Below are 12,233 nucleotides of genomic sequence, written 5' to 3' on the forward strand. Positions count from 1 at the left end.
GGCCGCAAGGGCTTTGAGAGATAAATGCAGCTTATTCCGTCACCACGTCATAAACGAGCAGCTTCTTCGCCAGCGGCTTCAGGGTATCCGTCACGGCCTGGGTGTGCACAGGATGCTTCTCATACACGCTCAGATCCGCTTGGTTGGCAAAACGGATGACCATGCCCACATCGAAGCTGTCATCCACCACGGGACGGTCGCTGGGGAGGGGCTGGCCCACGCTCAGGTGCTGGATCTGGGGAATCTCCGCCTGGAATTTCTTCGCGGCAGCTACCACTGCTGCGCGGTCCTTCGCATCGCCGGGTTTTTTCAGCCAGATGAGGACGACATGCTCCACCTTCCCCTGCGCAGTCGTTTTATGCCCCAGAGGGCAGCTTGTGCAGGAGGCGAGGAGACTCAAAGCGGCGAAGGTAAAGAAGGCGATGGCTTTTTGCATAGCGGTCTTTAATCTGCGAGTTCATGAAGCAAGCGTCGAGACTGTTTTTCTGCCTGGGACTGTTTTCTGGAAGCGTGATGGCCCAAGCACCCGCCCCCTTTGACAGGCTGACTTTTCATGCCCCCCCGAAACCTCTGGCAGTGGGAGCCAAGACCAGTGACTGGCCGCGCGTGCTGGGACCAACGGATGACGCATCCTCCCCTGAATCACCGTTACTCAAAAAATGGCCTGAGAGCGGCCCGAAAGCGGTGTGGGAAGTCGCCACTGGCGAAGCTTATACCTCCCCGGCCATCAGCGGAGAATTCTGCGTCCTTTTTCATGCCCTTGATGGCAAAGAAACCATCGAATGCCTGAACCGGGAAACTGGTCAACGTTATTGGAGCCAGTCCTACGCCATTGAATATCAGGACCGATACGGTTTTGGCAATGGCCCCCGTGGTAGCCCGGTCATCGCCAATGGTATCGTGGTGACGCTTGGCGTGACTTCCATGCTCCATGCCTTCGATCTGAAAACTGGCGCGGAGCTTTGGAAGCAGGATCTTCGCAAAGAATACCATGTACCTCAGGACTTCTTTGGCGCAGGCTCTTCCCCGCTGATTCTGGAGGGTCAGGTGATCGTCAATGTCGGCGGGAAAGCGGAGGCTTTTGACGGATTCGAAGACCGCCGTGACCGCGCAGAAAAACTGGCCACCAAAGGGGTGACCGTGGCCGCTTTTGACCTGAAGGCTGGAACCGTGAAATGGAAGGTGGAGGACCAATGGGGGGCCAGCTATGCCTCCCCCATCCCGGCGAAATTGCATGGGCAGGTGAAAATCCTCATCTATGCCGGGGGTGAGAGCAATCCTGCCATCGGCGGGCTGCTCTGCATTGACCCTGCCACCGGCACCGTCCATGACCGCTTCGCCTGGCGGGATGAGGAATACATCCAGGCCACTGGCAGCAGCCCTGTGGCCATCCCGGAAAAAAATCGGGCTTTCATCACTACCTGTTACCCGAAGAATAAGCCGTTAGGCGGCGTGATGGTGGAGTATGACGAAAGCTTCAAAGCCCGGGAAGTCTGGCAGTCGAAAAAAATCGGGGTTCACTGGATGACTCCTGTTTATCACGACGGTCATCTTTATGCCATTGATGGCGAACGTGAAAACAACTCACGCCTCGTCTGCGTCAATGCAGAGACCGGGGCGGAAGTCTGGGGAAAAAACATTGAGTGGGAAGACGCGGCTTTTGCCACCGCCCAGGGCCGTAGCAAACCCGTCACTCTGAGTATCCTGCGCGCCAGCCTGCTGCGTGTGGATGGCGCCTTTCTCTGCCTGGGTGAGACTGGCAGTCTGCATTGGTTGAATCTGACGCCTCAGGGCTGTGAGGAAACCGCACGCACTCAATTGTTCTACGCCTTGAATACCTGGAGCCTGCCAGCCCTGAGTCACGGTCTGCTGTATGTGCATCAGCAGGCCGAGTCCCTGGATCGCAAAAGCGGTACACGCATCGTTTGTTATGATCTGCGGGGTGAATAAGGCCTGAGTTCACACCCACATGGAAAAGAATTCATCGGCTCAAGCTGTTAAACACTGCTGAATATCAAGGAGTTAAAAGAGGGCTTAGGCTGCCATGGCTTGTTCAAAGGAGCAGTCGCTTGAGGATTGGGGCAGCCAGGTTATCCTGTGGTCCCCCCATGAGTGAAACTTCCACGGAAAGCCACCTGCCAGCGACCCAGTGGACGCTCATCGCACAGTTGCGGCATGGCACCGAACTGGAAGCTCAGCGTGCCTTGGATGAGCTCATTCTCCAATATCGCTACCCTCTCTATTGTTACCTTCGCAGGCGCGGTTACAGCCACCACGATGCCGATGACATCTTGCAGGATTTCCTGATGAAGCTGCTGCGCAATGAAAGCTTCGCGGCTGCCGATGCCACCAAGGGCAGGCTACGGTGCATGCTTCAGGTCAGCCTGGATCGCTTTGTCATCAACTGGGAAAGGCAGCACCAGCATCGCCGCAGGGAGGTCAACCTGGAGGCAGAGATGCCCGGCAGCCAGTCGGAGGTGGAAAGACGCTATCAGCATGAGCACTTTCAGTCCCATGAAACCCCCGAACAAATTTTCGGCCGCAAATGGACCCTGACGCTTCTTGGTTCCGCCCTCAACCGCGTGGGTGAGCTTTACAAGGCCCGGGGGAAAGAGAACCTTTTCAAAATCTTGCGCCCTGTCCTTATGGATGCTGGCAGCCTGAGGGGTGAAAACGGCCCGCGAATGGCACAGGAAGCCGGGATGGCGTATGGGGCCTTTCGCACAGCGCTCATGCGCATGCTGGCGGATTACCAGGAGGCGCTGCTCCAGGAGATTCTTCACACGGTGGAGGACCCTGCTGCCGCCGCCGAGGAGCTGGCCCAGCTTCGCCAGAGTGTTTCATGACAGCAACTTTACGGGAATAAGCAATCAACGGGCTTTCTCGCACGTTTGAATCCATACATCCATCATGAACAAGAACACGTTACTTTTCATAGCCCTGTCCAGCCTGTCCCTCGTCGCCTGCGCCGAAGACAAACCCAAAACCGATCCGACCATGCCCAAGCCCGAAGTCACCCTCACAGAAGCTGAATGGAAAAAACGCCTCACTTCTGAGCAATACGCCGTCACCCGCCAGGCAGGCACAGAGCGCCCCTATGGTGCCATTTATGAGGAATTCGAAAAGCAGGGAGAGGGCACTTATTACTGCGTGTGCTGCGGGGTGGAGCTCTTCACATCGAAAGAAAAATTTCACTCCGGCTGTGGCTGGCCTTCCTTCTATGATGCCTCCACGGCGAAGAACGTACTGGAGCGGGCGGACAATGCCCACGGCATGGTCCGCACAGAAACGCTGTGCAAACGCTGCGGAGCCCATCTGGGGCATGTCTTTGAGGGAGAAAGCGTCTCCGCCAAGACCCCCACGAAGCGCCGCTTTTGCATCAATGGCGTGGCTTTGAACTATGTCCCCAAAGGTGGAGCCGCCCCCAAGCTGCTGGAGCTCACCGATGCGGCCGTGGACAAAAAGAAAGAAGAGGTGGCCAAGGAAGCTGGCGTGGAAGTACAGAAACCTTGAGGCTTGCCAAGACCGGTCTGGCCTCGCTAAACTGAGGCCATGAACCGCACGCTGATCATCCGCCTGGGTCTCATCGCTTTGTTTATCCTGCTGATCCGGATTGGCTGGGAAAAAGTGAAGGGGGATGATGGGCTGGCGCTTGTGTTTTTCGTCGCCATCGGATTTATCCTGGGCTTGGTGGTAGTCTTCTACGCCTTGCCTTGGTTTGGAGACCTGATAGGAACCATTGTCTATTCATCCGGCGAAAAAGTGCAGGTGAATGAAGGGCTGAAAGCTGCCGCCAAACTGGCCCAGGGTGACTACGAAGGTGCCATCGCTGAGCATGAGAAGGCGCTGGCAGCCGATCCATCGCAGAGCTTTCCCATTGCGGAAATTGCCAAAATTTGTGCGGACAGGCTTAAAGATCCTGTGCGTGCTATGGGCATCCTGAAGCAGCACCTGGCCGCGCGTGAGTGGCCGGAGGATGATGCCACGTTTCTGCGTTTCCGCATTGTGGACCTGCAACTGGCGCACTTTCATGACTTTGCCGCCGCACGCAGTCTACTGGAGGGAATCATCGCCGACTTCCCCAACACGCGCCACAGCGCTAATGCCCGCCACAAACTAAACGAGCTGGAACAGGCCGAATATAAGTCCATCGTAGAGCAACGCGCCAAGGCAGCGGGGAAACCGTAAGCTTAGCGGCGCAAGATTCCCCCAGCACATTCTGCGATGCCTTCCCCCTCATGCCTCCAACCATGGCTGAGGAAACATCCCCTGTTGGTCCTGTCCGTCCCCGCAGCAGCCGGCATCCTCCTGGCCGACGGACAAACCTGGCAGCCCCAGTGGCCGCTGATTCTGATCACACTTTTGGTTTGGCTACCCTTCCTTTACCGGCGGCGCTTATGGACAGCCGCGCCTGCCTTGATGCTGACTTTTGGATTCCTGCATTCCCTGCGGCTGGCTGACACCTTCGAGCATCCGCTGCGTACCCAGCTCCTCGCGACGGCGGATCATGCCATGGACGTCACGCTTCGCGGCCATCTTTATCCCTGGAACAAAGGGGCTGAGCTGGATGAAGACGCGGCTCTATGCAGCGTCACTGCAATCAGACCAGGACGTCATGGCAGCTTCCAGCCATTGAAGGCAAAGATCAAAGTGCGGCTCCCAGAAGGCTGGTCATTAACAGCACCGGGTGTCTATGAGATCAGCGGCCGCCTCTCCCTGCCCAGGCCGCCGATGAATCCAGGCCAGTTCGATTCAGTGAACTATGGTCTGCGTATGGGCTGGATCGCCCATTTGCGTGCCCAGGAAATCAACTTGGTAGAAGAGGATGCCATAGCCCTGCGATTCCATCTTTTACACGCAGCGGAGACCTCACGACAATGGATCACGAAGCAACTTTCGTTAGGCCTGGAAAAAGAGGACAAGGATGCCGCCGTGATATTAGCCATGGCCCTCGGAGCCTCAGACGCCGCAGGTGAAGACATCGAAGATGCGTTTCGTGACAGCGGCACTCTACATGTCTTTGCCGTCAGCGGCCTGCACGTGGTCATGCTGGCTCACATCGCATCCATGGGGCTGCGCTGGCTAGGCACCCAGCGCATGAGCCTGGCGATTATTCTGATCGTTTTTGCATATGCTTTTATCACTGGCTGGCAGCCATCCGCAGCACGGGCGGCCTTCATGCTGGCCATCGTGCTGACGGGCCCGTTGCTTTATCGCAGATCGCAGTTGCCCAACACGCTAGGTGCGGCGGCGCTTATTCTCTTATTTTTCGATTCGCATCAGCTTTTCCTGCCGGGGTTTCAGCTCTCGTTTGGTGTCCTTTTAGCCATCCTTTTCATGAGCGGAGGCATCGCTGAGCAAGCCCGGCCCTGGTGTGAACTGGACCCCTTTTTACCACCCGCCCTGGCCACTCCGTTTCAACGGTTAGGCGTGTGGGCGAAGCTAAAAATCGCCTCGCTTTTCTCCGTCACGGCGGCGGCGTGGGCGGGGAGCCTGCCGCTGATGATCCTGCATTTCGGCAGCATCACACCCGTGGCTTTGGTCTCGAATCTTTTCCTGGTACCTGCATCGGAACTTTGCCTGATTTTTTCATGCTTCAGCCTCTCTTTCGCCACGCTTCATTGCAGCGGCATGGCCATTTTCTTGAATGTTATCAATGCTCAACTGGCCAAAGGCATGGTGATGCTGGCCACCTGGTTTGCCAGCCTTCCGGCGGCCAATTACACCCTGGACCTCCGTTTTGAAAAGGCACCTCCGCCTGCTGAGATACGTGTCCTGCATGTCCCCTTCGGCGGTGGGGCCGGATACCTCCGCAGTGGGGAGGAACGCTGGCTGCTGGATACCGGCAATGACAATAACTGGCGCTATGTGCTGCGGCCATTCCTCCAGCATGATGGGATCAATAATCTGGATGGCCTTATTCTAAGCCATGGCGATATCTCTCATGTGGGTGCGGCTCCGCGGGTGCTGAAAATGCAAAAACATCCACGCATCCACACTAGCCTCCTGGAGCCCTGGCCTTCTGATCCTGCCACTGGCAGTCTCAAGACTTTGAGTCGTGCTATCCCGCCGGATGGCCCCATCTGGAAAAGGCATGGCCTGGGGGAACTGATTAACCTCCATTCCGGACATGGGATGCCCGTCACTGCTCAGGTGCTGCATCCAGGCCCTGCTGATCTGCATGAAAAGGCCAATGACCGGGGACTCGTCCTCCTCATCCAGGCAGGTCCATTCCGGGTCCTGTGGCTGAATGATGCCGGATTCATCACGGAAAAACGCCTGCTGGAGCGCCGTGCACCGGTGCAGTGTGACATCCTGGTGCGTCACCAGCACAACGCCGATTTCTCCGGCCTCACGGAACTGCTATTGGCCGCACAGCCCCGCGCCATCATCAGTTCTAACGATGCCTATCGTACCGAGGAAGCGCTACCGCAGCGCCTCCGCGACCATTGCCAGGCCCAGCAGATTCCGCTGTTCGACCTCGAGGCCAGCGGCAGTGTCGGCATCGAATTTTGGGACGAGTTCGTGGAATTGAAGGGCTATGGCAACGGCCAGTCGGTGAGGCTCAGCGCCTTGTCGGAACTGCGGTGATCAACCGTTGCCGATTTCACTTGGCCCGCATTTTGGCAAAAATGTCTCCGCCTTTTTTGGCCCCTTCCACATAGATGCTCATGGCGTTGAAGTGACGGACAAACTCACCTGCATCAATCTCCTCGTCATTTAGCCAGAAGCCTTCCGGTGCTTGGGCTTTCAATGCCTGGACTGTTTTATCAGCCACTCCCTTTGCTCGGCTGGCCCAGCTTTTTTCATTGTCAGGTCCGCTGCGTTTCGCCAGTATTTCTTCACGCGGTCTGGACATTATCTCACGGAGTTGTTTCAGGTCTTTTTGAATCCAGTCCAGCTTAAATCCATAATGTGTTGGCAGGTTGCTGTCGTCATAGACCAGCTCATAGGTGTCTTTGACAAAGTAGAGCGGCTTGTTCGTCTTCAGTTCATAGAAGCGAGCATGCTTGCCATCCGGGAGGACGGAGCGCTCATACCACGCAAAGGCCGCAGGCAGAGGCTTCATATACTTTTCATCTCCCGTCACCACATACAGATCATACAATGCCTTCATAGTGCTCAGGCTCTCGCCGCCACTCACACAAGGCGGCTCAAATTTACGCGCCCAAACGGGTTCCATCTGGTGATTGTATTGCTGTGCCCAACCGGGCTGTGGCTCGGGCATCTGCGCCAGGATGAAAAAATTTCCGGTCTTTTTTGCCGAGTTCAGATACCGCTCTTCTTTCGTCAGGTCATAGGCACGCAACAGCAGTTGGACAATCTTCTCCATGTTTCCATCATTGAGAGTATAAAAGTCCGTGTACTTTTCCTTTGGGAAGGTGCGCGGCCAATCTGCGGGATAGCGGGCCTTCAGGACCGGAATCGCGGGATCGGCAGGTTTTTCAAACTGCTGCGGCCAGGCTCCGTTCGGGTATTGAGCGCCTAACAAACTATCCATTCCGAATTTCAAACAATCCTGCAAAGCTTGGTCATCCTTGCTCTCCGGCAGACTTGCCAGCTCCAGCAAAAGCAACAGGGCGGACTGCGTCTTGTTGTCATCCAGCGTGCTGCGGAATTCGCGCTTGCCTGGCTCCGTATCCCCCGCCAGCACATGCTTGCGCAGATGATATTTCTTCTCATACGCACCGGAAAAGTCATACTCCGCCAGCCAGCCACCGCTGGCGAGCTGGCACTCGATCAAAGCCTTCGCTGCACCTCGGGCAGCCTCCAGAAACTGTGCATCCCCCGTGGCCTGGTACCCCTTCAACATGGCCAGCCCCACCGTTGTCGTTCCTGGCGGCTGCATGGAGATGATCTCCGTGCCCTTCTTTCCTTCCACAAACGCCATGCTCAGATCCTTCGTCCATGAGGAGGCATACCCTCCATGCACGGCCAGCTTCTCCGTGTAAAACGAGGTCGCCTTTTTCATCGCCGCCGTCACCTCCGCAGGATCTGGAAACGAATCCGCCGCCAGGGCGGAAAGAGGTAACATGAGGCAAAGCAATGATTTCATAAAGTCGGGAGATGCAGCCTGAACGCTCATCAAGCCTCTCATTCTTCACCAATGTTGCTTTTATCCCGGAGAAATCGCTGGCCGGGGGAAAGTTCCCCCTGAGCTTTAACTCGCAACCTGCCCGACCGCCCATTCTGTATCGAATGAGCGGGCTGTCGCATGCCCAGCTAAAGCTCTGGAATACTTTCTCATCCCAGCCCAGGCACCTTCCACCCGTCCCGATACTCCCGCTTCACCAGCTTGTTCGCGCCTTCGTGGTTGCTGATCTGGCAGGACTCGCGGTCGAATTCCAGCCATTGGCCGGGGAAGCGGTCGGTGATGGTGCCGACAAGCACAGTCTCCGTGAGCGGGCCGCCATGGCTGAAATCGGCACAGCTCTTGGTGCCGGCGAGGATGGCATCTACCCAGTCGTGATAGTGGTCTTGTCCCTTCAAACCTTTGGGATACTTCTCCGCAGGGAAGCTTTCCTCCGGCAGCACAAACGGACGCTGGCCATAGGGTTTAAAAATACTGCCTTCCGTGCCCACCCAGAACGTCCCGGAATGGGGAAACTTCGTCAGCACAGACGGCATCTTCACTTTGGTCATATCCGGGTCCATGCCGCCATCATTCCAGGTGACTCGCACGGTGTCTCCCTCTGTGTATTCGCTGCCGGGGAAGTCCAGTTCCACGATGCGCTTCTCTCCCCACAGTGGGCCGCTGCTGCCACCGCTGGTGAGGCGGGCACGTGTGGGAGCGGTGAGTTTCAGTGCATCAAAAGTCGCATCAAAATGGTGGCAACCCATGTCTCCCATTTCGCCACAGCCGAAGTCAAACCACGCACGCCAGTTCTGCGGATGATAGGTGTCGTTTAAAAAGGGCACTGGATTCCGCACCCCGCACCACAGATCCCAGTCCAGCCCTTCTGGAATGGCATCGCCCTGCGGACGAAGCTCCGTGTTTTTGGGCCACCAGCTCAGGGGTTTGTTCTCCCACATAATGACCTCCTTCACCTTGCCAATGGCCCCGCTCTGGATGAGCTGCACCGTCATCCGTGCCTCAATGCTGGAGCGCCCCTGATTGCCGAGCTGCGTCACCACACCGGCTTTCTTCGCCTCTTCCGTGATCACCCGGCACTCATGCAGCGTGGGTGCCATCGGCTTTTGAAGATAGACGTGCTTCTTCGCGCGCAAAGCTGTCACGCAGGGCCCGGCGTGGCTGTGATCTGGCGTGCCAATGGTCACCGCATCAAATTTGTCGCCATACTTCGCCATCACCTCGCGCCAGTCTTTATGCTGGCTGGCGTCTGGAAAGTCCTTGGCTGCCTGCGCCAGGTGCTTCGCATCCACATCGCAGATGCTGACGATCTTCACCTTCTCATGCCGGGCCACGCTGCGCATCGTGTTGCCGCCCATCCGTGCCACACCGATGCTGGCGACCTGGAGCATGGAATTGGGCGAGGCACTGCGTAAAATCGCAGGAAACCCAAGGGTGGAGGCAGCGGAGGTCTGGAGAAAGCGGCGACGGTTCATGGTGGACGGTAACAACGCTGTACCGAGCGCTGGTTTATCACCTCACAAGATCGGTGCACCTTCAAACAAGGCGCGCAGAGCAGCCCCCGCCCCCTTCGGCTTCCTTGGCGCCAGTATGGAAGTCTTCGCTGTCACCATTTTCATGAGCCTCGCCTTCGCGGTGCTCTTTGCCGTCCTTTTCTTCGCCGAGCGCTCCCAGCGGCAGCGCCGTTCCCTGGAGCAAATGTCCCTCCTCCCCCTGGAGTCTGACCATTCCGACCGCTGATCTTTCATGAACACCCTCGCTCAAAAACAGCTCATCACTTTCGATGACAAAGTCGTCCGCCAGTTCATGTGGGCCTCCATCATCTGGGGCATCGTCGGCATGCTGGTCGGTGTCATCATCGCCTCCCAGCTCAATTTTCATCAGCTCAATGTTACGCAGTGGCTGTCCTTTGGCCGCCTGCGTCCGCTGCATACCAATGCTGTCATCTTCGCCTTCGTGGGGAATATGATGTTCTCCGGCATTTACTACTCCACCCAGCGCCTGTGCAAGGCCCGCATGGCTTCGGACATCCTGTCCAAGATCCACTTCTGGGGATGGCAGGGCATCATTGTCGCCGCCGCCATCACCCTGCCATTAGGGTACACTCGCGGGCAGGAATACGCAGAACTCATCTGGCCCATCAACATCGCCGTCGCACTTATCTGGGTCGTCTTCGCGGTGAACTTCTTTTGGACCCTGGCCCGGCGTAACGAGCCCTCCCTGTATGTCGCCCTCTGGTTCTACATCGCCACCATCATCACAGTGGCGATGCTCTACATCGTCAATCACCTTTCCATCCCCACCAGTTGGACTCATAGTTATACCCTTTTCTCCGGGGTGCAAAACGCGCTGGTACAGTGGTGGTATGGGCACAACGCCGTCGCCTTTTTCCTCACGACTCCCATCCTGGGCATCATGTACTATTTCCTGCCGAAGGCAGTGGAGCGGCCCGTGTATTCCTACCGCCTTTCCATCGTCCACTTCTGGTCGCTCGTTTTTATTTACATCTGGGCCGGCCCCCACCACCTGCTGAATACCTCCCTGCCAAAGTGGCTGCAAATGCTGGGCATGTTCTTCAGCCTCATGCTCTGGGCCCCGAGCTGGGGTGGCATGCTCAACGGTCTGCTCACCCTGCGCGGTGCCTGGGACAAACTCCGGACCGACCCCGTCGTCAAATTTTTCATCGCCGCCGTCACCTTTTACGGCATGTCCACCTTTGAGGGCCCACTTCTCTCCATCCGCGCTGTCAATGCCCTCTCCCATTACTCAGACTGGACCATCGGCCACGTCCATAGCGGGGCACTAGGCTGGAACGGCCTCATGGCCGCAGGCATGTTTTATTGGCTCACCCCGCGTCTGTACGGCACCAAGCTACACTCCGTGCCGATGGCCAATTTCCACTTCTGGATCTCCATCGTGGGCATCCTCCTTTACGTCGCTGCCATGTGGGTCTCCGGCATCATGCAGGGGCTGATGCTAAATTCCACCAACGCCGCTGGCACAGCGCTGACTTATCCGAATTTCATCGAGACCCTCACCGCCATCCGCCCCATGATGGCCTTCCGCATCATCGGCGGCTCCATGTACCTCGTCGGCATGGGTCTCATGCTCTGGAATCTCTGGAAGACAGCCCGCAGCGGCCAGCCCGTCAATGAAACCCGCGAAGTCGCGATCCTTGAGCGCAACAGCGTGGATAACATGGGGGTCAAAGACACTTTTCTCTCTGACCCGGTCACGTACTTCTTCGGCGGTCTCTTCCTCCTCATGGGCTGGATCTTCCTGCCTAAAGGAGCGGACATCACCGCCCTGGTCTGTGCGCTTATCTTTGGTGCCATCGCCGTGAGGAAATTCACCACCTCCCATCACACCTGGTCACAGTGGTATGAACGTTTGTTAGAAAACTGGCTTCCCTTCACCATCCTCACCTTCATCGCCGTCGCCCTCGGCGGCCTCATCCAGATCATCCCCACCGTCATGGTGAACCGGGCCAAGAACATGGAGGACCGCATCCAGCAGGTTTACACCCCGCTGGAACTCACCGGCCGCGACATCTACGTCAGTGAAGGCTGCTACAACTGCCACAGTCAGATGATCCGCACCCTCCTGCCGGATGTGCTGCGCTATGGCGACTACAGCCGCCTGGGTGAAAGCATTTATGACCATCCCTTCCAATGGGGGTCCAAGCGCACCGGGCCAGACCTGGCCCGTGAAGGCAGCCGCTATCCCCATAGCTGGCATTTCAATCACATGATGGATCCGCGCAGCACCTCCGTGGGCTCCAACATGCCCGCCTATCCGCATCTCTTCACCACCAAGTTCGACCAGAAAACCCTGCCGAAAAAAATCGCCGCCATGGTCCGCCTCGGCGTCCCCTACCCTGCGATGACTGATCTGGAGATCAAAGAAAACGCCATCAAGCAAGGCATCGAAATTGTCGAAAAACTCAAGGAAGACAAACTCACAGCCGCACCGGATACCCAGATCGTCGCCCTCATCGCCTATCTGCAAAAGCTCGGCAAATACGACACCCTGGAGGTGGAGGACAAACTCCAAAAATATCCCACCGCCCCCGGCCTCATCCCCGGCCCGGTCAATCCTGACCAGAACCGCCCAGCCGCCAGCAGCCAAGAATAGCCTCACC

At 57.2% G+C, this 12,233-nt stretch carries 10 protein-coding genes; 7 read left to right on the plus strand and 3 right to left on the minus strand.

Annotation, left to right across the window (positions count from 1 at the left end; all coding sequences use genetic code 11):
* Positions 1 to 31: 31 nt before the first annotated feature.
* Positions 32 to 436, minus strand: coding sequence for a Dabb family protein (locus EI77_RS04445; RefSeq protein WP_133793533.1), 405 nt, complete (start codon positions 434 to 436; stop codon positions 32 to 34).
* Between the two features lie 77 nt (positions 437 to 513).
* Here EI77_RS04445 and EI77_RS04450 point away from each other — a divergent pair, with 77 nt between their 5' ends.
* The 5 genes from EI77_RS04450 to EI77_RS04470 all read left to right on the plus strand — a co-directional run bounded on the left by EI77_RS04450 (position 514) and on the right by EI77_RS04470 (position 6,591).
* A complete protein-coding gene (locus EI77_RS04450; protein WP_166647028.1) occupies positions 514 to 1,950 on the plus strand; it encodes an outer membrane protein assembly factor BamB family protein in 1,437 nt (478 codons plus the stop codon).
* Positions 1,951 to 2,108: 158 nt separating this feature from the next.
* Entirely contained in the window at positions 2,109 to 2,846 is a 738-nt protein-coding gene (locus EI77_RS04455) for an RNA polymerase sigma factor (RefSeq protein ID WP_133793535.1), read from the plus strand.
* Between the two features lie 64 nt (positions 2,847 to 2,910).
* Positions 2,911 to 3,513 carry a peptide-methionine (R)-S-oxide reductase MsrB gene (msrB, locus tag EI77_RS04460; RefSeq protein WP_133793536.1) on the plus strand — a complete coding sequence of 201 codons (603 nt, stop codon included), beginning with the start codon at positions 2,911 to 2,913 and terminating at the stop codon, positions 3,511 to 3,513.
* Positions 3,514 to 3,552: 39 nt separating this feature from the next.
* The gene (locus tag EI77_RS04465) at positions 3,553 to 4,188 is read left to right on the plus strand and encodes a tetratricopeptide repeat protein (RefSeq protein WP_133793537.1); all 636 of its coding nucleotides are present in this window, start codon (positions 3,553 to 3,555) and stop codon (positions 4,186 to 4,188) included.
* Positions 4,189 to 4,272: 84 nt separating this feature from the next.
* Positions 4,273 to 6,591, plus strand: coding sequence for a ComEC/Rec2 family competence protein (locus tag EI77_RS04470; protein WP_166647029.1), 2,319 nt, complete (start codon positions 4,273 to 4,275; stop codon positions 6,589 to 6,591).
* 16 nt (positions 6,592 to 6,607) lie between these two features.
* Here EI77_RS04470 and EI77_RS04475 read toward each other — a convergent pair whose 3' ends face one another.
* Both EI77_RS04475 and EI77_RS04480 read right to left on the minus strand, forming a co-directional pair.
* Complete coding sequence (locus tag EI77_RS04475) at positions 6,608 to 8,035, minus strand: pectate lyase (protein WP_166647030.1); 1,428 nt, start codon at positions 8,033 to 8,035, stop codon at positions 6,608 to 6,610.
* A 209-nt stretch (positions 8,036 to 8,244) separates the two neighbouring features.
* The gene (locus tag EI77_RS04480; protein ID WP_133793540.1) at positions 8,245 to 9,567 is read right to left on the minus strand and encodes a Gfo/Idh/MocA family protein; all 1,323 of its coding nucleotides are present in this window, start codon (positions 9,565 to 9,567) and stop codon (positions 8,245 to 8,247) included.
* 115 nt (positions 9,568 to 9,682) lie between these two features.
* Between EI77_RS04480 and EI77_RS23260 the strand changes: the two genes are divergently transcribed.
* Positions 9,683 to 9,832, plus strand: a complete 150-nt coding sequence (locus EI77_RS23260; protein ID WP_166647031.1) for a hypothetical protein — start codon at positions 9,683 to 9,685, stop codon at positions 9,830 to 9,832.
* 6 nt (positions 9,833 to 9,838) lie between these two features.
* Positions 9,839 to 12,226: a cytochrome-c oxidase, cbb3-type subunit I gene (gene ccoN / locus EI77_RS04485; RefSeq protein WP_133793541.1), complete on the plus strand. Its 2,388-nt coding sequence runs from the start codon at positions 9,839 to 9,841 to the stop codon at positions 12,224 to 12,226.
* Positions 12,227 to 12,233: the final 7 nt, after the last annotated feature.

It is taken from the genome of Prosthecobacter fusiformis (assembly GCF_004364345.1).
In the GTDB taxonomy this organism is placed as follows: Bacteria; Verrucomicrobiota; Verrucomicrobiia; order Verrucomicrobiales; family Verrucomicrobiaceae; genus Prosthecobacter; species Prosthecobacter fusiformis.

Bases quoted from the DNA above. Each gene is read 5' to 3' on its own strand.
- EI77_RS04445 (WP_133793533.1), bottom strand. From the start codon at position 436: ATGCAAAAAGCCATCGCCTTCTTTACCTTCGCCGCTTTGAGTCTCCTC.
- EI77_RS04450 (WP_166647028.1), top strand. From the start codon at position 514: ATGGCCCAAGCACCCGCCCCCTTTGACAGGCTGACTTTTCATGCCCCC.
- EI77_RS04455 (WP_133793535.1), top strand. From the start codon at position 2,109: ATGAGTGAAACTTCCACGGAAAGCCACCTGCCAGCGACCCAGTGGACG.
- msrB (WP_133793536.1), top strand. From the start codon at position 2,911: ATGAACAAGAACACGTTACTTTTCATAGCCCTGTCCAGCCTGTCCCTC.
- EI77_RS04465 (WP_133793537.1), top strand. From the start codon at position 3,553: ATGAACCGCACGCTGATCATCCGCCTGGGTCTCATCGCTTTGTTTATC.
- EI77_RS04475 (WP_166647030.1), bottom strand. From the start codon at position 8,035: ATGTTACCTCTTTCCGCCCTGGCGGCGGATTCGTTTCCAGATCCTGCG.
- EI77_RS04480 (WP_133793540.1), bottom strand. From the start codon at position 9,567: ATGAACCGTCGCCGCTTTCTCCAGACCTCCGCTGCCTCCACCCTTGGG.
- EI77_RS23260 (WP_166647031.1), top strand. From the start codon at position 9,683: ATGGAAGTCTTCGCTGTCACCATTTTCATGAGCCTCGCCTTCGCGGTG.
- ccoN (WP_133793541.1), top strand. From the start codon at position 9,839: ATGAACACCCTCGCTCAAAAACAGCTCATCACTTTCGATGACAAAGTC.